This window comes from Microcoleus sp. PH2017_09_SFU_O_A (assembly GCF_020738625.1).
In the GTDB taxonomy this organism is placed as follows: domain Bacteria; phylum Cyanobacteriota; class Cyanobacteriia; order Cyanobacteriales; family Microcoleaceae; genus Microcoleus.
On the sequence record NZ_JAEQCF010000031.1, the window covers coordinates 108,165 to 135,067 of the forward strand.

A 26,903-nucleotide genomic window follows, 5' to 3' on the forward strand; every position below is an offset into this window, starting at 1 on the left:
CGCTTCAGCGCTCTTGGGGCTCAAGCCCAACAACATACCTTTCTTGGTACGTAGTTGCGCTTCAGCGCTCTTGGGGCTCAAGCCCAACAACATACCTTTTAGTCGATCGCACCATCGGATTTTTCCTTAGCATCATAGCACGCGCCCATATGTACTTCGTTGCGACGCTTAGCAAGCTCAATCTGATGCTGCCGCTCTAATAAAGCTTGTTTTTTAGCTTCGGTTTTCGAGTCATGACAATGAGGACAACTCACGCCCAGGACAAAAAATTCAGAAGCCTTATCTTCCTCACTAATCGGGTGACGACAACCGCGACAAAGTTCATAGTTACCAGGTTTTAAATCGTGAACAACAGAAACCCGTTCATCAAAGACAAAACATTCACCTTCCCAACGACTTTCTGCTTCCGGAACCGTTTCCAAATATTTTAAAATCCCGCCTTCGAGATGATAGACTTCTTGAAAACCTTGCGATCGCAAAAAAGCAGTAGATTTTTCGCAGCGAATGCCACCCGTGCAAAACATTGCCACCTTGGGTTTATCGCGCAAAGCAGTTTCTTGCTGCACCCATTCAGGTAACTCGGAAAAGCTTTTGGTTTTGGGATTGATAGCGCCTGCAAAAGTACCCATAGATACTTCGTAGTCGTTACGCACATCAACTACGACAACATCAGGATCGTCAAGCAGCTTATTCCACTCATCGGGCTTGACATATTTGCCAGCCATGAGAGATGGATTAATATCGGGTATTCCCATCGTGACGATTTCGCGTTTTAAGCGGATTTTTAGGCGGTAAAACGGTGCTTTTTCTGAGAAAGATTCTTTGTGAACCAAATCAGCAAAACGCGCGTCACTACGCAAGAATGCCAGCACTGCGCGCACGCCCTCGGATGAACCGGCGATCGTACCATTGATGCCTTCGGCTGCTAACAAGATGGTGCCTTTGACGTTGTTTTTATTGCAACAATCGATTAGCGGTGCTTTCAGCTCGGCAAAATCGGATAGTTCAACGAATTTATATAATGCAGCGGTTAAGAAATTAGCCATAGATCGAATTGATAGCACTAATTGATTTTCATAGTTGTATGAAAATTCAGTTAAAGCGGACGGTGGGACTCGAACCCACGACGTTCAGCATGGGAAGCTGACATTCTACCACTGAATTACGTCCGCGCTTAGTCTGTTTTACTGGCTTTTACTTTTTAGGGATTGCGGTAAATAATGACTAGACACACATTATACGACGATTTTGTGATTTTGAGTCAATGATTTTGAGAATTATTTTTTGGGGTTGCCGATCGCCCATGGCGGCAAAATTAATAGGGTGCGTCAGTCTCGATCGCCGGAATTTTTCGGACAAACCTGAGATCTGACGCACCGTACACTCCAAAAGCCTTCTCCTGACGCAGGAAGAGACGGCAGTGCCCGTTTCCCTACCCGGAGATATTCGATCGCCCTTGGCCTCTTTTCTTCCCCCGCACCCGATCGAAAATCCAGACTTGCAAGCCATCCATGTAGGTATAAACCACCGGAATTACCACCAAAGTTAATAGCGTAGAAGTCATCAAACCGCCAATTACCGCCATCGCCATCGGACTCCGCACCCCAGATCCCGCGCCAATTCCCAGCGCGATCGGCACCATCCCAGCTATCATGGCGATCGTTGTCATCAAAATCGGCCGCAACCGCGCTACACCAGAATCCAGCGTCGCCTCATACATCGGTTCGCCTTCCTTCTGATTCATAATCGCGTAATCAACCAGCAAAATCGAATTCTTCGTCACAATTCCCATCAGCAACACTACACCAATCAAAGCGTACAAACCGAGAGATTTTTGTCCTACCAAAAGTCCCAACAGCGCGCCACCCAAAGATAAAGGTAATGCCGCCATAATCGTCACCGGATGCAAGAAATTGGCAAACAACAGCACCAACACACCATAAATAAACAGTACCGCCGTTCCCAAGGCCCCCGCAAAACCGCTGAAAATATCCTGCATAACTTTTGCATCGCCCGAAGATTCTTGTTCCACGCCAGGGGGTAAAGGATTCATTGCAGGCAGTTTTTTCACCGCAGCAACAGCTTCTCCTAAAGTCGTACCTTGCAACAAATTGCCCTCTACAGATACTTGACGAGCTCTGTCATAGCGATCGATCTGAGAAGGCCCGCTACCCAAAGCAATATCCGCCACTGCCCTCAACGGTACTAAAGTATTATTTTTACCCGGTATTTGCAGATTCTTAATTGTTTCGATATCGCTGCGAAACTGCGGCGCCAACATCACATGAATCGGAATTTGTCGATCGGGCAAATCAAACTTAGCAAGATTTGAGTCAATATCTCCAATCGTTGCCAAAGAAGCAGTGCGAGCAATTTGTTGCACCGAAACTCCCTGATCCGCCGCCCGATTTGGATCGGGTTTTACCAAAATTTCCGGCTTGACTAAACTCGCGCTAGATTGTACCTCAATCAGTCCCGGAAGTTGCCTCATTTGTTGCGTCAGAGTTTCCGCAGTTTTGGTTAAAGCCTCCGCATTTTCGCTCTTGAGGACGATCGACATTTGCTTCCTACCGCCCACACGCCCTTGAGCAAAACTCAGCCGCACACCGGGAACATCGGCAAGTTTCGGCCGCATTTCCTCCTCAAACTTCTGTTGTCCGATCCGCTGATTGGCGGGTTTCAATTTCACGTACAGACTGGCTGTATTTACGCCACTAGCGCCCCCTCCGCCACCACCTGGCCCCCCGGATACTGTCGGAGCGCCTTCGGTCTCCAAAACGCTTTTTACGGCCCGATGGGCGAGCAATAATTTAGTTGCTTGCTGCACTGCTAAATCTGTCTGTGACAAGGTGGAACCGGGCGGTAATTCAATGGAAACAGTCGAAAGTCCGGTATCATCGCGATCGATAAACCCAGTCGGAATGAAAGGAATTAACTGAACGCTGCCGAAAAATAAAGCAACAGCTAAAATTAGGACGATCGCCCGATGCTTCAGAGCCCAAGTCAAAAGTCGGCGGTACTGATAAGAAAGTTGGTCTTTTTTAAGTTCCTCATGATGTCCTTTCTCCTTAAATAAATAAGCCGCCATCATCGGAGTCACAGTGCGGGCTACTAACAGCGAAAATAACACCGACGCCGAAACCGTCACGCCAAAAGGTCGAAAAAACTGACCAGGAATTCCCGGCATAAAAGCCACCGGTGCAAACACCGAAACAATCGTCATCGTGGTAGCAACAACAGCTAAACCAATTTCAGCAGAAGCATCCAAAGCAGCTTGATAAGCCGTTTTCCCCATCCCGACGTGGCGTTCGATATTTTCAATTTCGACGATCGCATCATCGACCAATATACCCACCACCAGCGACAGCGCCAACAAAGTCATGCCGTTAAGCGTATATCCTACCATTCTCAGCACAGCAAAAGTAGGAATTGCCGACAGCGGCAAAGCCACAGCAGCAATCAAAGTCGCCCGCCAATCCCGCAGAAATATAAAAATCGTGACAATCGCTAAAACCGCCCCCAAAACTAAAGCATCAACAGAAGCTTCATAGGAATCTCGGATGTGATCTGCTAAAGTATAAATAAGTTCAAGCTTGACATCCGGCGGCAAAGTTTTTTCCATTTTCTTAACAGTTGCCCGCACCGCTTCTTCCACAGTCACGAGAGTGCTGCCGGTGCTGCGGAGGATAGCAAAAGCTACAACAGGCTTGTTATTGAGCCGCGCACCCTGACGCGCTTCTGCATAGCCTTCGTCAACTTTTCCCAAACTGGAAAGCGGCACAAAACCGCCTTTTGGTAAAGTAATTTGATAAGCTTTCAACTGTTCGATAGTTTTGGCGCTGCCGATGGTGCGAACTGTTTGCTCGGAATTGCCGATTTCAGTTCTGCCACCGGGAAGATTGATGTTAAAATTGCGAATTTGGTCGTTAACTTGGGTAGCTGTAATCCCCAAACTTTGCAGTTGTTCGGGGTTTAAATCAACTCGAATATCCCTGTCCCTGCCTCCAATTCGCTGCACTTGAGCGACACCTTTGACCGACAACAGGACGCGGCTGATGTTTTGGTCGATTAATTCGCTTAACTGTTCTACGGTTTGGCGATCGGAAACGACGGCGTAGGACATAATGGAACTACCGGCAAATTCCACCCGTTTGACGACTGGATCGTTGATGTCTTGGGGCAGGCTTTGGCGAATTTGGGCGATCGCATTTCGGACATCATTCGTAGCGCGATCGCTATTTGTGCCCAACAAAAAGTTAACTGTAGTATTAGAAGAACCGTCATTAACAGTAGAAATAATGTGGTCAATATTGCCCAAACCCGCCACAGCATCTTCTACTTTTTTCGTAACTTGAGATTCAAGTTCGGCTGGATCTGCCCCCGGTTGGCTGACAGATATCGAAACTGAAGGCACATCGATGTTCGGTGAATCATCAATGCCTAAAACCGGAAAGGATACTAATCCCCCGATTGTCAGAATTAAGAATAAAACAATCGTCGGGACAGGCTGTTTAATCGACCAAGCCGAAATATTAAAAGACATAATTGGAATGGTAATTGGTAATTGGTAATTGGTAATTGGTAATTGGTAATTGGTAATTGGTAATTGGTAATTGGTAATTGGTAATTGGTAATTGGTAATTGGTAATATAGTTCTTATTATTTAAATTCTTGTGGAGTGGGCCGGAGAGCCGCTCCAAATATCTACTAACTAACTAATCTTCTTCTTTAAATTCTTGTGTAGTGGGCCGGATAGCCGCTCCAAATATCTACTAACTAACTAATCTTCTTCTTTAAATTCTTGTGGGGTGGGCCGGAGAGCCCGCTCCAAATATCTACTAACTAACTAACTAATCTTCTCCTTAAAATTCTTGTGGAGTAGGCCGGAGAGCCCGCTCCAAATATGTAGTAGTAAGCAACTAATCGTAAGGTGCTTAGCGTGGAAAATTATTAGTCTGTCGTCGCCAAATTCTCACCTGACGCACCCTACAATAAATAATGACTACCAACTGTCAACTACCAACTGTCAACTGCCAACTGTCAACTGTCAACTGCCAACTGCCAACTGCCAACTGCCAACTGCCAACTACCAACTACCAACTGTCTACTGACTGCTGACCTTAATCCGATCGCCATCCTTAAGATAACCAGCCCCAGCAACCACCACTTTATCGCCTGCCTTCAACCCCTTTTTAATCTGAACCTGAGCAGTCGTCAAATCACCAACCGCGCCCCCAGTAATCTCTCCAACTTCCACAGGTTGAGCCTGCACCTTGTCCTCGCCTACAAGTTTGTAAACAATAGAACTGCCGTCAGACTGTGGTAAAATAGCCTTAGCAGGGACTTTCAAACCTTGAGCCGTCGCCGTCGAAATCGAGGCGCGCAAAAACATTCCCGATCGCAAAAACTCACTTGTCGGCAAATCAATCTTCACCGTAGCCTGCCGATTTTGCGGGTCAACTAACGGCGAAATTTCTCGCACAGTTCCCGACAACTTAATCCGCTTATCAGAATCCGAAGTAATCTGCACCGCCGTTCCCGGCTGCACTTGAGAAACCTGAGTTTCCGGTACTTTTAATTGCAGTTCCAGCTTGTTTCCTCGAATAATCGAAAATAGTTTTTGACTTCCCGAAGAAACATCACCAACTCGACCAATTCTTTCAGATACAATACCGCTGTCCGGCGCTCGGACAATTGTTTGTTCGAGTTGAGTTTGCAACTGTTTCACTCGCGCATCATTACTGCGAACACCTGCTGCATTGTTCCCGACATTTGCGCGCGCGCTGCTGACAGCAGAGCCGGCCGTATTCACCTTAGCGCGGGCGCTGCTGAGGGCCGCTCTCGCCGTACTGATATTAGCTTCTGCTGTAGCTACTTTAGCTTGAGCCGATCGCACTTCTTCCGCCGCTTTGTTCTGTTCTTCCAAAGCTTTATTCAAATCAGCCTTAGCTTTGTTCACATCTTGAACAGCAGTATCTCGCTCGGTTTTGCGCTTTTCCAAATCTTGCTGGCTGATTACTCCCTGGGAAGCCAAATTTTGGGTGCGATTTACTTCTCTTTGAGCTTGAGCTAATTTAGCCTCAGCAGAAGCAATCCCCGCCTTAGCTTGCTCGACACTAGCCTTGGCTTGCTCGACACCTGCTTGAGCTTGGCCCACGCCCGTTTTGGCTTGCGCTGCGTCAGCGACGGCTTTTTCAACGCCGGCTTGGGCTTGAGCAACGCCGGCTTGGGCTTCTTGTTGGGCTGACTGGGCTTGTTGCACCTGAGCTTGCGCTTGTTCTACCGTAGAATCTGCCGATTCTACCTTAGCAGTGGCTTCGGCAATTTGCGATCGCAGCACCGAATCATCCAAAACCGCCATTACCTGACCTTTTTCTACCGCATCCCCTTCTTTTACCAAAACCTGCTTGATTTGCAAACCGTTGGCTTGCGGCAGCACCGGCAGCAAATCGTAGGGCGCCACAGTCCCCGTCGCTTCCAGAGTTTGAGCCACCTCGGCCGATTCCACAGCAGCCACTGTCACCGTCTGATGCGTCCCCTGCTGAGCCGCCGCTGGGGCTGCAACTGGGGGACGCGCGCTCTTCTGGCCCGCAGTCAAGTGTACTGCTAACAGCGTTGCAGCTACGCCAATCCCTGCGCCCGCCAACAGCGTCTGCCACCTGAGTCCTTTACTGGGAGGAACTTCTGGTTCTTCAGCTTCGGAAACTTCTGATTGTTCGTCTGGAACTTCTAAGGCTATTTCTCGTTCATCTTCTTCAGAGGAGAAGTGCCAGCGAGAGGTATCTGAGATGCCAGTTTCAGGCGCATCCACTGCTGATTTGCTGTCGCGCCCGCTCTGCACGGGGACAAGCGGTTGCTGTTCTTCTGCTTCTGAAAAAACTTGATTCGTCACGGTAGTTCCTCCCGCCGGTTTGAGCCTGGGGTTTTTGATATTGTAAAGAAAGATTGCGGTTTTAATATCTAATTTATTTTAGCTGAGCGTGCGATCGGTCGCGCCTCCTCCTTGTGGGTGAGTGTGGCGCCATTTCACCTGATAATCGCGATTTCGATCCGAGGTTGTGCGATCGACCTTTGACTCGATCGGGATTTTGAGGCAGAGTAATCTTAGCGCGATTTGCGATCGCTTGCAGGGCGATCGGACTCAGATTTTCTGTCCCAGAGCGTTTTTACCATCACCAATTCATCACTGCCAAAAGAATTTAATCTAATATTGAACTGATTATTGCTAATCTATAGTTTAATATAGCGATCCTAAATCATTTGTGAACTTCTTCTTACTCCCTCCCCTTACTAAGGGGAGGGTTGGGGTGGGGTAAAAAAAATACGATTCATTTAGGATTGCTATATCTTTGTTGTATAATACGGCACAGAAGCTAAAAAACTTGTGCCAGTTTAATTGATAAAATCACAATGAATAGTGTATTTACTCCCGTCCAACAGTTTCTAATTACTTGGTTGCTAGTGCTAGTGACTGGATGGTTTACCCTGACTGCTATCAATTATGTTGGGGAACTGGTCAGCATTTTAGTAACAGCGGGACTGATTGCATTCTTATTAAATTATGCAGTAATCAGACTGCAAGTATTTTTGCCGCGGGGAATAGCTGCGGGGCTGGTTTATTTGATGGCGGGTGTGGTAGTCGCAGTCATCGGTTTAACTATTGTACCGCCCGTATTCAGTCAAGCGAGACAGTTGGGGGTGAGGTTCCCGGACTTGCTGGAGTCAGCGCGGCAGCAGTTAGGCGAATTTCAAGCGTGGAGTGCCGATCGCAATTTACCATTTGACGTGCAAATATTGGAACAGCAGTTATCAGCCAAAGTCCAGGAACAAGTACAAGCAATCGCAGGTACAAGTTTAGGCTTAGTTGTCGGTACAGTTAACTGGTTTCTCGACTTAATTTTTATCCTGGTAATTTCATTTTATATGCTGCTAGACGGTCAAAGAGTTTGGCAGGGTTTGACCAGCATTTTTTCGCCGGATATTCGCTATGTTCTCACAGATACTTTGCAGCGAAACCTCCAGCGATTTGTCTCGGGACAGTTATTGCTGGGACTCTTTATGGCGACCTCGCTAACTCTGGCTTTTTGGTGGCTGCAAGTGCCGTTTTTTCTGTTGTTTGCCGTGTTTATCGGATTGACAGAAATAATTCCGTTTATCGGAGCGACGCTGGGCATCGGCACTGTTAGTATAATTGTAGCGTTTATCGATTGGTGGCTGGCGCTCCAAGTGTTGGCAGTTGCGATCGGTCTCCAGCAAATCAAGGATAATTTAGTAGCACCCCGAATTATGGGCAATCTCACGGGGTTGAGTCCGGTAATTATTTTTACAGCTTTGCTCTTAGGAGGTAGAGTGGGAGGATTGTTAGGAGTTATCCTGGCAATTCCCCTGACTGGGGTGGTCAAAAGTATCGTGGAAATTGTACTCAATCCCAAATTACCTCCGCAAACAGGTTCGTTTTTCTACAATCCTTTTAACGGCGAGGAATTGGGGAAAATTGCCGAAAATGAAAATAGAATAATTTTGGTAGCCGATGAAAAAAAATAGTTTAAGGTTTGTAGTAAGGACTTCAGTCCTTCATTCAATTGACAGTTGACAGTTGACAGTTGACAGTTGACAAAGGAAGGAAGAGGATTGGAGTAATGAATAGTCTGATTTTAATTTTTCCCTACAAGGGTTCCGGCTTTCAACCAATTCTTTCTGCTAAAAATTGTATTAGTAACGAATTCAGCCCTTGCTACTGATTCCGTGAAGAAAGGATTAGGGGCATCTCAGTTTTGCTATTATGTGAGTGCGAGCGTCCCCGCTCGCTTCCTTATATGTAGCGAGCGGGGACGCTCGCACTCCTCAAACCGCTTCTTACTCTCCGAAAAAAACGCTCGCAAAGGACTAAAGTCCTCACTACAAACCTGGGAGGACTAAAGTCCTTACTACGAACCTAGGAGGACTAAAGTCCTTACTACGAACCTGGGAGGACTAAAGTCCTTACTACGAACCAACTTAAAATCTCAAACCTAAAACTTATGAAATGGTGGCAAAATCTTAAAAATAATCCTCTAGCTCGGTTGGGAGCCGTAGTGCTGTTAATTTTTTATACAGTCGCACTTTTTGCCGAATTTGTGGCTCCCTACGACCCCTACGACTCTCAATTAAACAGTTCCTTGCTGCCACCAACTCAGATTTATTTAAGCACCAAAGACGGGCGATTTATCGGCCCCCACGTTTACCCGACTGCTCAGGGGCCGGTGGATGCGAATACGGGCGCTCGCGAGGTAATTGTAGACTGGCAAAAACCATCTGCTGTTGGTTTGTTTGTCAAAGGTTCTCCCTATAAGTTTTTAGGAATTTTGCCTTGGGATATCCACCTGTTTGGCACTACAGGAGAAGGTAAAATTAACCTTTTAGGCACTGATGAACAAGCTCGCGATCAATTCAGCCGCTTAGTACAGGGCAGCCGCATTAGCCTCAGTATTGGTTTAGTTGGTATAGCAATTTCCTTTCCTTTAGGATTGTTAATCGGAGGAATATCTGGTTATTTCGGCAGTTGGATTGACAGTATTTTAATGCGCTTTGCTGAAGTATTGATGACGATTCCCGGTCTTTATTTATTAGTAGCTCTAGCGGCAGTCCTTCCGCCCGGATTGACAAGTGCTCAGCGATTTATTTTGATTGTGCTGATTACTTCATTTATCAGTTGGGCGAGTTTGGCGCGGGTAATTCGCGGTCAGGTACTGTCAATTAAACAGCTAGAATTCGTGCAAGCGGCGCGGGCTATGGGCGCCAACCCAATTTATATTATTGTCCGCCACGTGTTGCCACAAACTGCAACTTATGTAATTATTTCTGCTACTTTGTCGGTTCCGGGTTTTATTGTGGCGGAGTCGGTTTTGAGTTTGATTGGTTTGGGAATTCAACAGCCCGATCCTTCGTGGGGAAATTTGCTATCTTTGTCTACGAATGCTTCAATTATAGTGTTGCAGCCCTGGTTGGTTTGGCCTCCGGCGACGCTGATTATTTTGACTGTTTTGGCGTTCAATTTATTGGGGGATGGATTGCGGGATGCTCTCGATCCGAGAAGCATTCAAAGGTAATTGTTCAGTTGACAGTTGACAGTTGACAGTTGACAGTTGACAGTTGACAGTTTAAGAGCGACCTCTACCTAGAAGGAAGAGGATTGGAGTAATGAATAGTCGGATTTTAATTTCTCCCTCACTCGCTTTCTTGCTTTCAACCAATTCTTTCTGGTAATGGGGAATTGGTAATGGGGAATTGGTAATGACGAAGCAAAAAATGACCAATGACCAATGACCAATTACTTGTTTAAGTATTAATAGGTAAGCGGATGGTAAAAGTAGAACCAACACCGACTTGACTGTTTACTGAAATATTGCCACCCATCATGAGGCAAAAACGCTGGCTGATTGCTAGTCCCAAACCAGTGCCGCCGTATTTGCGCGTGGTAGAAGCGTCTGCTTGGATAAAGGGTTGGAAAATGTTCTGCAATTCCTCGGGATTCATGCCAATTCCTGTATCTGTACAATTAACTACTAAAAATTCTTTACTGGGATTTGAGGATGGAGAATTTACCGCAGGTTCCGAACTGTTTTGTGGTGTCGCTTCGCTGCTGTAGCCGGCGATTTGTTCTCGGCTGGCGCTGAGGGTAATTGTACCATTGTGAGTGAATTTGGCGGCATTGCTTAGCAAATTCAATAAAATCTGCCTCAGTTTGGTAATGTCACCGTGCATAGTGCCGATATTGCCTATTTGCTGTAAGTTTAAAGTGTTATGATTTTTCTCAATTAGTGGCGCGGCGGTGTCGGCGACTTCTTCAATTAAGGTGGCGATGTCGAAGGTTTCTAAGTAGAGATCCATGCGACCGGCTTCGATTTTAGAAATGTCGAGAATGTCGTTTATTAGCGATAGCAAGTGTCGGCCGGATGTGCGGATTTTGTCTAAGTCTGGGGTGAGTTCATTGTAGCCGGATTCTTCGGTTTCTTCTTGGAGCATTTCGCTGTAGCCGATGATGGCATTGAGGGGCGTCCGCAGTTCGTGGCTCATGTTTGCTAAAAATGCGCTTTTTGCGGTGGAGGCTGCTTCGGCTGCTTCTAGGGCGAGTTGCAAGGCGGATTCAAAGACTTTACGATCGCTAATATCCTCGACACTACCTTCATAGTAGATTACCTCACCGCGCGTGTCGCACACTGCACGGGCGCTTTCGGAAATCCAAATTATGCTGCCGTCAACGCGGTAAACTTCTGACTCAAACCCCGAAATTTGTCCAGATTCTTTCATCACTCGCATAAACTTCTCGCGTTGTTGAGGATTGACGTAAGTTTGCTGTCTGATGTTGGTGAGATTTGATGTCAATTCTTCGGGAGTGGCGTAGCCGTAGATGCGGGCTAAGGATGGATTTACGCTCAAGAAGCGACCTTCGGGGGTGGTTTGAAAAATGCCTTCGACTGCGTTTTCAAAGATGCTGCGGTATTTTTGTTCTGCTTGACGCAGGGCGTTTTGTGTCCGATCGCGATCGCTGGCTTCGATCGCCAATGATACCAAATCTGCGAGGGAAGCAGCAAAATTTTGTTCTTCTACTGTCCAGTGGCGAGCACTTCCCACCTGTTCGATACAGAGGACTCCAACTGTATGTCCTCCCAATCGCACCGGCGCATCCAATGTGGATGTGGTGCCGCCTTCTGCAAAGTAAGATGATACCAATTCTCTGGTTCTGATATCTGAGAGAGCGTCGTCGGCTGCGATCGTCCGGTCTTCTTCCAAAGCTTTAAAATAAGCTGGATAGTCTGGTGCTGCGAGTTCGGCACCTTGGGAATGCTCGCCGTTGCTGCGGTGAAATTGGTCTAGACATTGCAATTTAGATCGGCTTTCATCGTACAACCACGCTCCGGCTGCTTCTGCGTCTAGGGTATGAGCCGCCGCTTCGGTGATTTCTCTTAAAGCTACTTGCAAATCGCCTCGATATAGCGCTTTATTTCTTGCCAATTCTAGCAAAACCGTATTTTGTTTGAGCAATTGTTTTTGCCTCATCCGCCGCACTGATTCGGCTCGCTTCTGTTCGGTAATGTCGCGAGCCACCCAAATTACGGATTCTTCTGAAAGCGGCGAAATGCTGGCGGCAAAACAAATTTCGCGGTCGTTAATGGTTAAATCGTACTCGATGCTAACTGTTTGCTGACTATCTAAGGCTGCTCGAATGTGGTTGAGAAAATTGTCTGCTGTAGCTTGCGGGAACAGCTCTCCGATAGTTTTACCAACTAATTCTGCTGCTGGTTTGTAGAGCAGCGACATATTTGTGGGCGCGATTTTCAAATAGCGACCGGTGGCATCCACAACTACAATTAATTCGTTCATGGCTGCAAACAAAGCCCGCAATTCTGCTTCGGTGGCTTCGAGTTCGGCAGTCCGCTCTGCTACTCGCTGTTCTAAACTGGAGTTGGTTCGTTCTAGGGCTACAAAAGACGATCGCAATTGTCTGGCCATCTGGTTGAAAGACTGAGCCAGGACGCCGAGTTCATTGACGCCTTTGACTTCGACTTCGCCGTCTAATTCGGCGGAGGTGAAGTCGGCAGCTTCGGACATTTTTGTTAAAGCTTTGGAAGCTTCCAGCAATCGGGTAATTGGTGTGACAACCCAGCGAGATGTGAAAATTCCCAGGACGATCGCCAGTATGAAGGCAAAAAAGCACAATAAAATAGTTGTGCGAGTGTTGGCGTTAATTTGCTCCATAAAGTCTGCTTCCGGGATTGCTACGACAATCAGCCAATCGAGACCGCGGCCGTCTCGCAGGGGAGCGACCGTAATGAATTGACGTTTGCCTTTTATATCGAAGCTAAACTGTCCTTGGCTGTCAATTTCTTCAAAACTGCCAAATCGTGTTTGCAAGTATGTGGAAGCCGATCGAATTAGCAAATTTTTGCTCTGTGTTGCCAACAGCCGTTTTTGTCCTTTGTTGTCAGTGATAAACGGCAATTCATCTGTGGAACTGGCGACTATTTCCCCGCTGCGCTCGATCGCAAAAACTTCTCCTGACGGGCTAATTTTGATACTTTTGAGAAAATCGCTGATTTGAGAAAGAGTCAGGTCAATTGCCAATACCCCCCGCAGTTTTCCTGTTTCAGTGTAAATCGGCATCACCGGCGTAATGCCGAGAACTGGCGAGGCAGTGAAGACGTAGATCGGAGACCAGGTGGCTTTTTCTGCCTGTTTGGCAGCTTGGTACCACGGTCTAGTACGGGGGTCGTAGGGGGCGGTTTTGATTAGCTCAGTGCGGTTTCCTTTGCTGTCGAGGCGATAAATTTGGCGGTTGGGAGCAGTTGATTCGTCTCTGATGTATACTAATTCATCTGCTTCGCGTTTGAGCAAGAGGAATTTGCCCTGTTCGTCGCCGTAGTAGATGGTTGTAGTGCGATCGCTCAGCTTGGTCTGATTCCAAAAAAAGCGCTCTAAGTTGGGGAAGTCATCAGGGTCTAGGTTTCCAGAGGCGATCGCAGCATTATTCATTTGCAGGAACAGGTGAGACACCTCTCCAAAACTGCGGAAATTTTCTTTAGTCCTCGCTGCGACTTCCAAGCTCAACCTGGTAGCAAGGTCATTGACGGCTTTCTGGCCGTTGCGAAAAGACAGCCATCCAGTGACGCCGACTGCTACGGAGATTTGCACCACCAGCGGCATCAGCAAGACGAGGCTCAGTGACATCTTGGGCGAGCTTTTCATCAGACGACGGCTCAGAGTTTTCAATAACATCAATATTATTCTGACACCTACGAGGTTTGCGTATCGTTTGTCGTTTCCAAGATGCCCTAGATAGTATAAGTTATAGCCTTTCTCAAAAAGGTGAGGTATGACTGACAGGTTATATAACCACTGAAACCAAGAGGGCTGAAGCCCAACAACGTACCTCATCTTTGTGAGAACCGCTATACAAAGTCCCACAGCAATATTGAATTGGGGTAGCCGCCCGGTCAAAACTTCGCTGAGGTTTCAAGCACTACTGTAAAAAAATTGTAATATTAATCATGGTACTACTTTCCTGAATCTGGCGATCGCGATCGAGAACTCCAAGGGAGCATCTCTGTTTTGCATTTAATAGTGCTGTCGGGAGCTCGCGTATCGTATAATACGCGAGCTATACGAGTTCGCACTATAAAAAAATTCTTTTTACAAAAATGAGATGCTCCCGAACTCCAGCCCCAAAACTCACACCAGGTCAAAAAAGCATACAACTCCTTAATTCATCAGTCATTCCCAATTCTAAAATCTTTAACCTAAAATCGGATCGCTTTCTCCGAGTGCAGGTTGCCTGCCTTACCGCTGGTTAATACAAATTAGATTAGAATTTTCAATGGCTGGGGGATGTCAAAAATGTAAGTTATTTGACACCAGACTGTTAAAAAATTTGCTATTCATAGAATAAGCGGGCAAAAGCGCGATCGCACGCCAAGACTGTAATTAAAGGATCTTGTGGTGCATCGAGGGCAGCAACGTCACTCGATTTTAGATTTTAGATTTTAGATTTTAGATTTACTCGCCTCGATCGAGGAGGTTGAACAGGAGTCTAAAATTTTGGGTGCGACCTCCATGAGCCTCGGCCATGTGTACCTATTTTTGCGTAATGTCAAGTGTTTTTGGCTTTTGTGGACAATGGCTTACGCCCCGCTACGCGATCGACCTTTGAGCAAAATAATACTTCGGGAGGATAACATGAGCTATACATTTGAAATCCTGGGCGTATCTCCAACTTTAACGTTTTTTAACCAGCAGCAGGAATTACTGCAACAACAGCAGCCGTCAGGTGTAGAATACTTGGGAAACCGAAAGTGTACTCTCGATTCTTTTGTAGCATCGGTAGAGATAATTTCTCCCTATCGCGGCTGGGATGTCGATCGAGTTGTAAATACCGTGATTAGTTTCTGGATGAACAACTCGGATAGCATCCAGTATTGGAAGGATAGATTGCAGGATGCCGGCAGCGAAAACTTGTTAGTAGCCAGAGTAGGCGATATCAAGTCTTTGCAAGCTGCATTTGAATCGCTACTGGGCGAATAGGAAGGAAGCATCTCATTTTCGTAAAAAGCCTTTTTTTGTTTGAGTGCGATCGTCCCTGCTCTCTTATACAATACGCGAGCGGGGACAGCAATAATATAAAAGCACCATGCAGATGCTCGCAATCGGAAAATCTGGAATTGGCAAAAAGTCGATCGACAATCACTAAAATCAAATCCCAATTCCCAATTCCCAATTCCCAATTCCCAATTCCCAATTCCCAATTCCTATGTCTCGTTCAAAAGCCCTGCAATCTTATATTTTTGTCCGCTTGCTACTCGCACCCCTAATGTTGTGGACAATCACCACAGCAGTATTTTTGTTACTCCGGGCCACTCCGGGCGACCCCATAGATGCCATTCTCGGCTCGCGAGCACCCGCCGCCGCCAAAGCAGCAATGCGAACCCAACTAGGCCTCGACGCACCCCTGTGGGAGCAATATCTAAAATACATGAAAGACTTGCTGGGCTTCGACTTGGGAACCTCCATCACCACTCGCGGCCAAACCGTCTGGCAAATTATCGGAGACTATTTCCCCGCGACAGTCGAATTAGCAGTTTGTAGCATGGCCATAGCTTTAATTGTCGGCATCAGTATCGGTTCCCTGGCGGCATCCCGCCCCAACACTATTTTCGATGCAGCAGGCCGTTTGTTTGGGATTATTACTTACTCGCTGCCGGCTTTTTGGGCTGGCATGGTTTTGCAGTTGATTTTCGCCGTACAGTTGGGCTGGTTTCCGTTGGGAACTCGGTTTCCGGTAACATTCCCAGCTCCCCAAGGCTACACGGGACTGTACACTGTAGACAGTCTCTTGAGCGCTAACCCCGGTCAGTTTTTCACAAGTTTGCATTATTTGGCACTCCCGAGTTTGACGCTGGGCATTCTTTTGAGTGGCATTTTTGAGCGAATTGTCAGGGTGAATCTGAAGCAAACTTTGCAAGCAGATTATGTTGAAGCAGCTAGAGCTCGCGGAATTCCTGAATTGCAAATTTTATGGGCTCACGCTCTCAAAAATGCGCTGATTCCGGTAATTACTGTCTTGGGACTGACTTTTGCTGCACTGTTGGGTGGTGCTATTTTAACTGAGGTTACTTTTTCTTGGCCGGGGCTGGCAAATCGTCTTTATGAAGCGATTAGCTTGCGAGATTATCCAACTGTTCAAGGTATTGTGGTGTTTTTTGCGGGAATTGTAGTAATTGCTAGTATTGTAATTGATATTTTAAATGCTTACATTGACCCGCGAATTAGATACTAAATGAAGGAAGAGTTGACAGTTGACAGTTGACAGTTGACAGTTGACAGTTGACAAAAAAAAGAATAAAGAATGAAGATTTTCGCCCTCTCCCCCTCTCCCAATCTCCCACTCCCCGGCTATCTGCTCCTTTGATATGCGTGGAAGATTATTAGGTACGATCGACTAAAATATTAAACTCACAATAAGTAAAATTAGTTGCAGGACTGATTGTCAAAAAAATGAAAATACAGGGAACCGATTATGCTACAGCGATTGTACTTATTCAGAAGTTGCTGGAAAAGCTGTTAGGAGATGAGGTTTTAGTGCGGGTGGAGCTACCAATTCAGTTAGGCGATGCCCAAGCAAAACCGTCGATCGCAGTTGTGATGCCAGACGCCCTGCGCTATACTGACCGCCATCCCATCGCCTCGGAGATATATCTGCTGATCGAAATAGTCGATGGTACGCTTCAAAATGACTGCGAGACTCAAGGAGATATCTATGCTGCATCGCAGATTGACGATTTTTGGGTGCTAGATATCCACCAACGCCAGCTTCATGTATTTCGAGAACCCTCAGACGACGGGTACCGGAGTCAAATGATTTTGTCAGAGGATTCGACTGTGGCGCTCTCAGCTTTTTCTAAGTGTACTTTCTGCGTGCGCGAGATGTTGCAGGCAGTGGCGGCTCTCTAGGAGGATTTGTAAACAGTTGACAGTTGACAGTTGACAGTTGACAGTTGACAGTTGACAGTTGACAGTTGACAGTTGACAGTTGACAGTTGACAGTTGGAGAGCTACCTCTACCCAGAAGTCTGAGTATTGGAGTAATGAATACTCTGATTTTAATGTCTCCCTCGAAGGCGGGCGGGCTTTCAACCAATTCTTTCTGGTAAAAAAGATCGGCTTTCAGAATGAGGACACTTGGCAGTTTATAAGGCATAGTGGATCCAATAAATATAACATTTGAGGAAGTGCTGATGAGATTATTGCGCCTCGCAGCCGCTCTATCGGCTGCCTTGACTCCATTGATGGCACAAGTCGCCTTTAGCCGTCCCATGCCCGGAACGGGCCAGTTTCCCAGGGCCTCAAACCCGCGAGTAGATGTGCCGGTTTGCTTCATCGAAACCCCAAGCGGTACAACTTTTGATTTAGTCAGCTTGTGCGGCACCAACGCTGCTCCCCAAAACACTGCTCCCGCAGCCGCCAACCCAGCCAATGCTCCTGGAAATAACCCCAATGCAGCTAATCCAGCAGCCCCCCCGAACCCCAACAGCGTTACCAGAGATGCTGCCGGCGCCCCGATAACTACTCCTGCTGGTACCGCAAATCCCGCAAATCCCGCAAATCCCGCAAATCCGGGAACTGCACCGAATACTAATCCCAACAACAACGCCAATCCGGGAACTTCGCCGAATACTAATCCCAACAACAATGCCAATCCGGGAACTTCACCGAATACTAATCAGCAGAATAATCTGAATCCAGGAAGTTCGCCGAATACAATTCCCAACAATAATGCCAATCCGGGAACTTCGCCGAATACCAATCAGCAGAATAATTTCAATCCGGGAACTTCGCCGAATACTAATCAACAGAATAATTTCAATCCGGGAACTTCGCCGAATACCAATCCCAGCAACAATGTGTCTCCCAACAGTACCACGGGCAACGGCACGGGTAGTTTTTGAAGGACGATCGCCGGATAAGTTAAGCTAAGACTGGAAGTAGCGATTCCCTACCCTTTGGGATAGCTTCGATCGCGCGTAGTTGAGGAGACCAACTGTGTCAAACTTAGTTCAACGCTTAGAAATAACCGCTCATCCGCAACTCGAAAAATCCCTCGGCTATCGAGGAGACAGTCGCTGGGTAGCTTGGCGGTGGGAACCCGACATCGACCAACTTATTTTCAGCGACGGCAAAATAGTCGGAACTGGCAATAACATGGCTTGGCTGGTATTTTTGCAGCACGATTTAGTTCAGCCTGCGCTACAAGAGTACAACTTCGGCGAGGGCGATCGCTACTGGCTGCTGTTAGACACCGAAACTCGAAATCTCTACGTTGGGGAAGGGAAAGCAGTTCAAAGTCTGCTCGAACAGCCGGAAAGTTTAGCTTTGTTAGCTTGTCTAGATGGCGGCAATGCCGGAAAAACTGCTGAAACTTGGCAGCAAACCCGAGCCCAAGTAACTGCAACAACCGCCTTTCGCCACCTCACAAACGTCATTCCTTTCGGAATTGCCGCTGCTTTAATAGGTGCTTTAGGAGTCGGAACCGGTTGGTGGGTAGTCCCGACGGTGCAGCAGAAACTCGCCGAAAAAACAACTTTTACTTCCCCCATTAGTTCGGCCGCCAACTGCGGGATTGGCGGTTCCGACGATTTTTCAGCCTATGTTGGTTCGTCAACCGGAGACAAAGAACTTCATTTGATTGGTGTTTACGAAGCTAATGCCGAACACGGGAAGGCAAATTTGTCGAAAAGTGCTATCCAAGTCAAAGTAGAACGCCGCAACAAGCCAATAATACTTGCACTTTCGGCCTACGAACCAGTCAACTGGAACGTGACTGTAGAACCCGGAGCAGTTATCGAGAAAATCATTGTTAACGGATACAACAACCAAACAGTTTCAGGAGTTTCGGGAATTCCGATACAAGTGCACAGCTACGAAGCAACCGGAAACTACATCGGCGACTTTATTTACAAGTGGGGTACAAATCCTGAAAGTAATACTCCCTCCCTCGTGACTAAACTCGAACAGACAAACCGTACAAGTTTAACTTCTTTTCAAGGATGTTACAGAGGTACGAACTTTAGTATTAAATGAGCGCAGCGACAGACACCGAAAATTTAAAACCTAGTCTGGTCAAATCACAAAACCCGCGCGGGCGGGTTTTTTATTGAAATTTAACATTCTTAGTATTTCTATGGTATAATATGCCGTGGCGTTATTATCAATAATCATATAATTTCCGGTAAATTCAATGCCATCAAGAAGGTTTGATCGTTCGGAATGCGAGTCCTCGGATTGATGCGGACTAAAGTCCTCACTACGAACCAATTTGATCGTTCGGAATGCGAGTCCTCGGATTGATGCGGACTAAAGTCCTCACTACGAACCAATTTGATTGTGTTGATTCTTTTCGGACTTGATGTCAATTTCCAATTCTTACAATGCTAACACAATCCCTATGAAATACTGGTATGAAACCCTCGCAGTAGCGCAGCGAATTTTAATTGAATTGGGAAGGCGGCGGCGCAGCTTAGTCTTGTGGAGTATTTTTCCAATTTCTATCTTGCTAATCAATGGTTTAATTTTAAAAGAACGCGCCAATCTCACCACAGCCAAAGCCTTTGAAAGTGCTGCACCTGCAAGTTTAGTAGGAGCCGCTTTATTTTTTAGCTGTCTCGGCGGCAGTGTAGCCACGGTAGTCTCAGAGCGAGAACAGCATACTCTCAAGCGCTTATTTGTTTCCCCCCTGAGTGGCACTTCCTACTTTTTAGGAATTTTTCTGGCTCACAGCGCGATCGGCATCGGTCAGGTACTTTTAGTATACACGATCGCAGCGTGTTTGGGAGCACAATTTCAAGGATCTATTCTGTTAGGATGCGCGATTATTCTACTCAGCATTGTATCCTACGTAGGAGTTGGCTTTATTCTGGGGACGCAGTTTGCGAGGCGCACGGAAGATGTCAACTCGCTAGTAGCCGCTTTCGGCGTTCCTTTGTTGATTTTAGGAGGTGCATTTTTGCCAACTGCGCTGTTCCCCAAAACCCTGCTGGATCTCGCCCAGTACAATCCGATTTATCATATGAACGAAGCGCTGATAGGCGTGTGGGCTAACGGCAAAGATTTTGCGGATATTGAATCGCACTTCTGGTTTTTATTCATATTTGCTATTTCGATGATCGCAGGCGGATGGCTGTCATATCGGCGGATGTTAAGAGTAGAAAGAAGACTTTAAATAAATCAGGGAATTCAAAGATAATTTAGAGAAAAAACTAGGAGATTTTAAGCAGTGCTGCAAATAGAAAAGCTAAATAAGGCTTACGGCGAACGTTCAGTGCTTAACGATTTAACACTGCACATTCAAGCTGGCGAAATTTACGGTTTGCTGGGGCCAAATGGGGCGGGCAAAACTACAACTATCAATATTTTATGCAATTTGCTAAATGCTGACAGCGGTAAGGTTTTCATCAATGGCGAACCTGTTTCGGAAGCTACTAAACTGTTAATCGGTGTAGCGCCTCAAGAAAATTTGCTTTACAAAAGCCTTAGCTGTGCAGAAAACCTCAATTTTTTTGCTCAAATTTATGGTTTAGAGCGCCAACAGCGCCGATATCAAGTAGAACAATGCTTAAAAGCAGTAAATTTGATAGATAGAGCTCAAAGTCCGGTGGAAACTTTGAGCGGAGGAATGCAGCGCCGTTTGAATATTGCGGTGGCTTTGGTTCACCAGCCTAAATTAGTAATTTTAGATGAACCGACAACTGGTTTAGATATTGAGGCTCGTTATGAAATTTGGGAGTTGATTCAGCGTTTGCAATCGGAAGGAATTACGATTTTGCTAACAACTCATTTGTTGGATGAAGCTGAGCGTTTGTGTCAGAGAATTGGGATTTTAAAGAATGGTAGTATTGTGGCTGAGGGCAGTTTGGAGGAGTTGCAAAAACTAATTCCGGCTCAGGAAATTATTGTGGTTAAAACCGACGCAGAAGCTGAAGTCATCGCCCGCGCAGCAGAATACAGTTTTATTCCCCGCCGCTACGGTAGCGATTTGGCTTTTTGGCTGCCGGAACGTTTGGAATTAAAGGATATTATTTTGCGTTTTGATGGGATTTCTATTGATTCAATAGCTCGCTATCCGGTGCGGTTAGAACATATTTATGTAGAGGTTACAAAACAAACTCTATCTTAACATTTCTGACCCTCGCGCACAATCCAAGAAACCGGGTTTTTACGATTTTTACCGACAGTAACGAAGTATTCTCGCAAAAACCCGGTTTCTAGCTACCCGTGCGTCCATCCGCCACCATCAGCGGTTAAAGTTCCAAAGTAATTAACTGAGCAATTTCTTCCGTTTGAAAACCCAAAGCCATTGGCTTTTGCACTTGAGGAATCACCTGCACATCATAAAGTTCCGTGACAACTCCTTCAAACCGCAACCAATGTACGATCGCACCAGTAGTCAAATCTATCACCATCATACCGCAGCGAGCCTCAGCATCTTTGGCTACCAACAACTCATCCAACTCTAAACCGCTAAAAGTATTGTCACCACCCCTCGGTTTCGACAATCCAACAATCGCCCAATTTTGCCAAAAAGCCAATCCTCGGACATATGCCGGACAAAATGCGATCGCCTGAAATTTCCCTGTCTCTAAATCGACATAACCAAATTCTCCTCTCCCCGAATTCAGCAACCACAACTTATCTTGATACCAGCGAGGTGAATGCGGCATCGACAATCCCGTAGCGATGATATCATTAGATGCGACATCAATCACGATACCGCCATTTTTTCTGCGATCGCGCCAACCATCCACCACATCCGACTGACTCGACGCTGTGACATATTTTGCCTCTCCATCCACCATTGCCAAACCGTTGAGGTGACAGCGGTCTTCGTTGATGTATTGTGAGATAAACGGTGGTTTCCATAAAGGTTTGCAACTGTGGCGATCGCTCAAAGTAGCGATACAATTAAACAAGGTACTGATAAACAGAATTTGGTTATTTTTATCAACAGCGATATCGTGAATGTCGATATCTCCTGTGGTGTGGGCGATGCGCGGTATGTAAAGGCGATCGTAACCTTGATGTTGTCCACCCGCAGCCAGCACATTATCTAATTGCCAGAGTTGATATTTTGAGCTGAGATAAAGGCGTTCCGGCGTGCAGAAAAGTCCCATTGCGCGATCGAATATTCGCCAATATCCAGAAATTGTATTGGTTTCGGGATTATTCCCAATTAACATTAACCTGCTAGTTTGATAGGTAGTACAAGCCAGGGAGATATTTTGAGAATTTAACCAAGCTGGTAAATCGCGATCGCCAATTAAACTATGCGGCGCATCCGCACTACCGATCGTTTCTCGCTGCTGGCCGTTTTCCATATTTTTATCTGTTATATTTGCTAATTTTTCCGCTGTTGTATTAGTTAAATTATCGCACGAATTGGTTGTCAAATTCCTCGGTAAATCTGCTGTTTCTATTTTTTCTAATTGCGGGACACTTATCGCCCCCGGCAACTCACCGGATTGATATCTTTCCCAAACCATTTGATAGGCTAATTCCAAATGCCGCACGGTTTGATGAGTATCAAACAACGGCAATTGTCGGCGGTTTTCATTGAGGTAATCTTTTAGCTTTTGCAACTCTTGAGGGTGAGTTGCTAAATGCACTGCCAATTGTTCGTATTCCTCTAAATTATTGACTGCCAATTGCGGTAAATTCACTGCATTTAACAAACTCGCACCCACCCGCGAGGCAAAAGTTTCACCAGGACAAGTAATCGAGGGAATTCCCATCCATAAAGCATCGCTACCCGTCGTATGAGCGTTACAATAAAAAGTATCGAGACATAAGTCAACCCAAATGTGGCGAGTTAGGTGTTCCTCCTGAAACAATCGCGGTGCAAAAATCAAGCGTTTGGGATCTATTCCGCGCAATTTAGCTTCAGCTTGCAGGCGGTTTGTGGCTTCGGGATTGCTGTCTAACAGCCACAGCACGCTATCAGGTACGCGCTCTAAAATCCGCATCCACACGCTAAAAATTACGGGTTCAACTTTGCGGCTGTGATTGAAACAAGCGAAGACAAAGGTATTTTCTGGAAAGCCGTATTTAGCTTTGGGATTTTTAAGTTTAATTTGCGGATCTTCTGCCGGACAAACTCGCCGATTGTTGTTAATTTGATAGCAGTCTGGCAGGCAAATAAATTGTTCGCTAAAGAACTCGGCAAGGCGCGGTGGCGTTACAATATTATCGGTGATAATGTAATCAATAAAATCAGCACCCATAGTGCTAGCATAAGTTAAATAATTAATTTGAATCGGAGCGGGACGCATGGCAACAATTCTCGGATTAGAATACAGGGTGTAGCCTCCCATATCGATGAGAATATGAATGCCGTCATTATAGATTGTTTCGGCTGCTGCTTCCGCCAGCATTCCCCGCAAATCGGTAAATTTGTTGCAATCTGCTGCTAGTTTTCGCCGTTCATTGCTGCCATCGTCGGGGCCGAGAGAGTAGGCAAATACTTCAAATTTAGCGCGATCGTGCAAAGCGAATAATTCACCCATTAAATGCGTTAAAGCGTGTTGGTAAAAATCACCGGCGATGTAGCCGATTCGCAAAGTTTTGGGAGATGTAGCCGGAGGAATGTGAGGGGGAAAATAATTTTGTTTAACTCTACTGCTGGTAAGTTGAGAGAAGTAGCGAGTAATTGCGAGATGTCTGTCAGCCGTAAAGGGTGAAAACATCACAAAATCAAAAATAGATAAATCTTGTAAGTTATTTTGCTCAATTAAAGTTGCGCCGATTTGCCACATTCTTTCGCTGTCGGCTGCGAGAGTATCCCACTGGCAAATTCCTTGATTGATTTTTACCAAAGCTGCCATTGCATTGATATTATTCGCATCAAGTTGCAAAATTTTTCGATAGTTGGCTGCGGCTTCGCTGTTTTCATCGCAGCGATATTGAAGGTTAGCTAAGTTGCCGCGATAAGTAAGAGAATCTGGTTGCAATTCTACAGCTTTTTGATGGCAAGTTTTAGCTTCGAGGAGTTTTTCTTGTTGGGTAAGCAAGACTCCTAAACTGTTAAGGGCGATCGCATAATTAGGATTGTACGTTACAGCTTGTTGGTAAGCCCCGATCGCCTCCTCAATTTCTCCTAAATTTTCCCAACATACTCCTAGATTGTACCATGCTTGAGAGTAGCGACGTTCGCGATTTAAAGCTTGGCGGTAAAGTTCGATCGCCCCAAGCCATTCCTGCTTGACTAACTTAGCATTTCCCAGTTGGAAATAGGCGGGCGCGCAATCAGGTTGCTGGGCGATTATCTGCTGGTATTCTTTTTCCGCGCTTTCCCAGTCACCTTGTTTTTGGAGGGTTAGGGCGCGATCGTACATGATTTCTGCGGAATTACTTTGAGACATTTGTTAATGTTCGATCGAATGTTAACAATTTAAGTATCGCAATTATTTTAGCACCTGGTTCGCTGGCAATAATTGCCTCAAATTAATGATCTGGGAATTGAGATGGCATCCGGTCGATCGAGTGCCCTAAGATTAGTTCGCAGTACAGACTTGGTGTCCGCGCCACCAATTATTTTTATTGGGTATAAAGATAGGATGGAAATAATATCATACTAAATCCCGGTTATTTATATTATTTATAAATCCTTCATCTCGAACTAAAGCCGCAAATGTTGGCGCGTGCCTGTGGTGAAAAACTTATCCTGTCTCGTCGCGCAAGCCCTAGGTATGTATCCAAAGCGGATTTGGGATAAGTTCGATCTGAGATCCGACTTGTCAGTTCCCCAGATGCAGACCCATAATACAAAGCAAAAGTCAAGGCGCGATCGGCATTCTTAGAGATATAGTAAATTTGGAGAAAGGGTTGCAATATTTTGCAAACTATGGTAAAAAAAATAAGTGCATCTATAGCCTTCCACAACTAGATCGGGTAGAAAAACATCCTTGCAAATTCGGTTCTCGGTACGATCGGGTGTACCTTATCTTGCTCAGAAGCGCTGTAAATATTTTACTAGGTCGCATCTAACTGCCACGAGTGAACTCAAATAGGCAGTAATTAATATCATAATTCCCAGCGGGAGTGCCACGCTCAGTTTTTACTTTGCTGGCAGCTTTGCAGCGTCAAAATCCACGCTTTCACCCGGTGATGACTGGTCCGTTCGGGAGTTTAGTCATCTGCTGGCAGCTACAAGCAAACGTAGTTAGTTTTCTGCGTTCATTTCCCACGATCGTAGCAGATCCAGGTTAGATATCCCTTGATAACTGACCGCGGACTATTTTGTGCTGCACTTCGCAAGTCTTTTAAGTCTCTGCGTTAGTGAAGGCTGCCCTTTGGGCTGCCGCTTCGCTGGATTCGCCATGACCAAAAATACCATCAACGGGTAGTAAACCCAGATTTTGTATCAGTTATCTGGAGCGAGAAATCGCTCCCTGTAATAGGGAGCTTAACTCCTGTCGGAGCTGTATGTCAACAATAGATATCCACAATTGTACCTACAATGAACTTACCAACCGTACAGAAACAAATCATTTTCCTAGACTCGGCCGTAGAGAATTATCAACACCTGATAAAAGGAGCAGATGAAGGCGCCAAAATAGTCATTTTAGATGACCGCATCAGCGGCATCGCACAAATAACCGAAGCCCTAGCAGCCGAAAGTAATGTTGCAGCTATTCATATCATTTCCCACGGCAGCCCCGGCAGCATCAACCTGAGCACAGAAACCCTGAATCACAGCAACTTAGAAAAATTCAGTACCCAACTCCAACAGTGGGGAAATTCCCTCACAGAAAACGGAGATATCCTATTATATGGCTGCGAAGTAGCCAAAGGAGAAACAGGCAAAAACTTCCTCAAACGACTCAGTGAAATCACAGGTGCAGACATCGCCGCCTCAGCCAACCTCACCGGCAGCACTGAATTAGGGGGAGACTGGAACCTAGAAATACAAACAGGTCCTATAGAAGCAAGAGTACCATTTAACCCCAAGGCCCTCAAAACCTACAGCGGCGTACTAGGCTTGGCCCCCAAAGTTGACTTCACCACTGGCAATAACCCCAACTCCGTCAGCATCGGCGACTTCAACGGCGACGGAAAACCAGACTTAGCTGTGGCGAACTACTCCAGCGACACCGCCTCCATCCTGCTCAACACCACCCCCACGGGAGCTACCACCCCCACTTTCGCCACCCAAGTTGACTTCCCAACTGGCCGTCGCCCCTCATCCGTCAGCATCGGCGACATCAACGGCGACGGCAAACCAGACTTAGCTGTGGCGAACTTAGGCAGCATCGGCAACGCCTCCATCCTGCTCAACACCACCCCCACGGGAGCTACCACCCCCACTTTCGCCACCAAAGTTGACTTCCCAACTGGCCGTGGCCCCTCATCCGTCAGCATCGGCGACTTCAACGGCGACGGGAAACCAGACTTAGCTGTGGCGAACTTAGGCAGCAGCACCGCCTCCATCCTGCTCAACACCACCCCCACGGGAGCTACCACCCCCACTTTCGCCACCAAAGTTGACTTCCCAACTGGCAGTCGCCCCCCATCCGTCAGCTCCATCAGTGGCAGTCGCCCCTCATCCGTCAGCATCGGCGACATCAACGGCGACGGCAAACCAGACTTAGCTGTGGCGAACATCTCCAGCGGCACCGCCTCCATCCTGCTCAACACCACCCCCATCGGTGCCACCACCCCCACCTTCGCCCCCAAAGTAGACTTCACCACTGGCAATAACCCCTACTCCGTCAGCATCGGCGACTTCAACGGCGACGGGAAACCAGACTTAGCTGTGGCGAACTTCGGCAGCAACAACGCCTCCATCCTGCTCAACACCACCCCCACGGGAGCTACCACCCCCA

18 protein-coding genes and 1 tRNA gene are annotated in these 26,903 nt (G+C 46.6%); 12 read left to right on the top strand and 7 right to left on the bottom strand.

Translation table 11 applies throughout. The annotated features are described in order from the left end of the window. Positions 1-98 precede the first annotated feature (98 nt). From JGK16_RS13540 to JGK16_RS13560, 5 genes are all read right to left on the bottom strand, one after another. A complete protein-coding gene (locus tag JGK16_RS13540) occupies positions 99-1,046 on the bottom strand; it encodes a rhodanese-related sulfurtransferase (protein ID WP_293190927.1) in 948 nt (315 codons plus the stop codon). A gap of 54 nt (positions 1,047-1,100) precedes the next feature. Beyond that, positions 1,101-1,172: transfer RNA gene (locus JGK16_RS13545), tRNA-Gly, on the bottom strand. Between the two features lie 260 nt (positions 1,173-1,432). After that, the gene (locus JGK16_RS13550; protein WP_293190929.1) at positions 1,433-4,543 is read right to left on the bottom strand and encodes an efflux RND transporter permease subunit; all 3,111 of its coding nucleotides are present in this window, start codon (positions 4,541-4,543) and stop codon (positions 1,433-1,435) included. Next, positions 4,533-4,700 carry a hypothetical protein gene (locus JGK16_RS13555; protein ID WP_293190931.1) on the bottom strand — a complete coding sequence of 56 codons (168 nt, stop codon included), beginning with the start codon at positions 4,698-4,700 and terminating at the stop codon, positions 4,533-4,535. Before JGK16_RS13555 ends, JGK16_RS13550 begins: the two co-directional genes overlap by 11 nt. Positions 4,701-5,104: 404 nt before the next feature. After that, positions 5,105-6,892, bottom strand: a complete 1,788-nt coding sequence (locus JGK16_RS13560; protein WP_293179858.1) for an efflux RND transporter periplasmic adaptor subunit — start codon at positions 6,890-6,892, stop codon at positions 5,105-5,107. Between the two features lie 166 nt (positions 6,893-7,058). Between JGK16_RS13560 and JGK16_RS13565 the strand changes: the two genes are divergently transcribed. The 3 genes from JGK16_RS13565 (at position 7,059) to JGK16_RS13575 (ending at position 10,088) form a co-directional block, all read left to right on the top strand. Next, complete coding sequence (locus JGK16_RS13565; protein WP_293203169.1) at positions 7,059-7,208, top strand: hypothetical protein; 150 nt, start codon at positions 7,059-7,061, stop codon at positions 7,206-7,208. A 202-nt stretch (positions 7,209-7,410) separates the two neighbouring features. Further along, positions 7,411-8,544, top strand: coding sequence for an AI-2E family transporter (locus tag JGK16_RS13570; RefSeq protein ID WP_293179855.1), 1,134 nt, complete (start codon positions 7,411-7,413; stop codon positions 8,542-8,544). A 476-nt stretch (positions 8,545-9,020) separates the two neighbouring features. Beyond that, complete coding sequence (locus tag JGK16_RS13575) at positions 9,021-10,088, top strand: ABC transporter permease (RefSeq protein ID WP_293179852.1); 1,068 nt, start codon at positions 9,021-9,023, stop codon at positions 10,086-10,088. Between the two features lie 229 nt (positions 10,089-10,317). On the opposite strand, the gene JGK16_RS13580 is transcribed toward JGK16_RS13575, so the two are convergent. Then, entirely contained in the window at positions 10,318-13,725 is a 3,408-nt protein-coding gene (locus JGK16_RS13580) for a PAS domain S-box protein (protein ID WP_293179982.1), read from the bottom strand. A 987-nt stretch (positions 13,726-14,712) separates the two neighbouring features. On the opposite strand from JGK16_RS13580, the gene JGK16_RS13585 reads away from it, so the two are divergent. From JGK16_RS13585 to JGK16_RS13615, 7 genes are all read left to right on the top strand, one after another. After that, positions 14,713-15,057: a hypothetical protein gene (locus tag JGK16_RS13585; protein ID WP_293179849.1), complete on the top strand. Its 345-nt coding sequence runs from the start codon at positions 14,713-14,715 to the stop codon at positions 15,055-15,057. 226 nt (positions 15,058-15,283) lie between these two features. Further along, the gene (locus tag JGK16_RS13590) at positions 15,284-16,309 is read left to right on the top strand and encodes an ABC transporter permease (RefSeq protein WP_293179846.1); all 1,026 of its coding nucleotides are present in this window, start codon (positions 15,284-15,286) and stop codon (positions 16,307-16,309) included. Positions 16,310-16,512: 203 nt separating this feature from the next. Beyond that, the gene (locus JGK16_RS13595) at positions 16,513-16,983 is read left to right on the top strand and encodes a Uma2 family endonuclease (RefSeq protein ID WP_293179979.1); all 471 of its coding nucleotides are present in this window, start codon (positions 16,513-16,515) and stop codon (positions 16,981-16,983) included. A 284-nt stretch (positions 16,984-17,267) separates the two neighbouring features. After that, positions 17,268-17,978: a hypothetical protein gene (locus JGK16_RS13600; RefSeq protein WP_293190933.1), complete on the top strand. Its 711-nt coding sequence runs from the start codon at positions 17,268-17,270 to the stop codon at positions 17,976-17,978. Positions 17,979-18,072: 94 nt separating this feature from the next. Next, positions 18,073-19,110, top strand: a complete 1,038-nt coding sequence (locus JGK16_RS13605; protein WP_293179840.1) for a hypothetical protein — start codon at positions 18,073-18,075, stop codon at positions 19,108-19,110. Between the two features lie 364 nt (positions 19,111-19,474). Continuing rightward, positions 19,475-20,248: an ABC transporter permease gene (locus tag JGK16_RS13610; RefSeq protein ID WP_293179837.1), complete on the top strand. Its 774-nt coding sequence runs from the start codon at positions 19,475-19,477 to the stop codon at positions 20,246-20,248. Between the two features lie 54 nt (positions 20,249-20,302). Further along, on the top strand, positions 20,303-21,202 hold the full coding sequence (locus tag JGK16_RS13615; RefSeq protein WP_293190935.1) for an ABC transporter ATP-binding protein: 900 nt from the start codon (positions 20,303-20,305) through the stop codon (positions 21,200-21,202). Between the two features lie 124 nt (positions 21,203-21,326). Here JGK16_RS13615 and JGK16_RS13620 read toward each other — a convergent pair whose 3' ends face one another. Further along, positions 21,327-24,440, bottom strand: a complete 3,114-nt coding sequence (locus tag JGK16_RS13620) for a TIGR03032 family protein (RefSeq protein WP_293190937.1) — start codon at positions 24,438-24,440, stop codon at positions 21,327-21,329. A 679-nt stretch (positions 24,441-25,119) separates the two neighbouring features. On the opposite strand from JGK16_RS13620, the gene JGK16_RS13625 reads away from it, so the two are divergent. Together JGK16_RS13625 and JGK16_RS13630 are read left to right on the top strand one after the other, a co-directional pair. After that, positions 25,120-25,287, top strand: coding sequence for a hypothetical protein (locus JGK16_RS13625; protein WP_293190939.1), 168 nt, complete (start codon positions 25,120-25,122; stop codon positions 25,285-25,287). A gap of 250 nt (positions 25,288-25,537) precedes the next feature. Then, positions 25,538-26,903, top strand: a 1,366-nt coding sequence (locus JGK16_RS13630; RefSeq protein WP_293190941.1) for a DUF4347 domain-containing protein, incomplete at its 3' end; no start/stop codon positions are given.

What these genes read in the sequence shown, in the direction of transcription:
- JGK16_RS13620 (WP_293190937.1), bottom strand. Translation starts at nt 24,440, where the DNA reads ATGTCTCAAAGTAATTCCGCAGAAATCATGTACGATCGCGCCCTAACC.
- JGK16_RS13580 (WP_293179982.1), bottom strand. Translation starts at nt 13,725, where the DNA reads ATGAAAAGCTCGCCCAAGATGTCACTGAGCCTCGTCTTGCTGATGCCG.
- JGK16_RS13590 (WP_293179846.1), top strand. Translation starts at nt 15,284, where the DNA reads ATGTCTCGTTCAAAAGCCCTGCAATCTTATATTTTTGTCCGCTTGCTA.
- JGK16_RS13585 (WP_293179849.1), top strand. Translation starts at nt 14,713, where the DNA reads ATGAGCTATACATTTGAAATCCTGGGCGTATCTCCAACTTTAACGTTT.
- JGK16_RS13575 (WP_293179852.1), top strand. Translation starts at nt 9,021, where the DNA reads ATGAAATGGTGGCAAAATCTTAAAAATAATCCTCTAGCTCGGTTGGGA.
- JGK16_RS13570 (WP_293179855.1), top strand. Translation starts at nt 7,411, where the DNA reads ATGAATAGTGTATTTACTCCCGTCCAACAGTTTCTAATTACTTGGTTG.
- JGK16_RS13610 (WP_293179837.1), top strand. Translation starts at nt 19,475, where the DNA reads ATGAAATACTGGTATGAAACCCTCGCAGTAGCGCAGCGAATTTTAATT.
- JGK16_RS13540 (WP_293190927.1), bottom strand. Translation starts at nt 1,046, where the DNA reads ATGGCTAATTTCTTAACCGCTGCATTATATAAATTCGTTGAACTATCC.
- JGK16_RS13600 (WP_293190933.1), top strand. Translation starts at nt 17,268, where the DNA reads ATGAGATTATTGCGCCTCGCAGCCGCTCTATCGGCTGCCTTGACTCCA.
- JGK16_RS13550 (WP_293190929.1), bottom strand. Translation starts at nt 4,543, where the DNA reads ATGTCTTTTAATATTTCGGCTTGGTCGATTAAACAGCCTGTCCCGACG.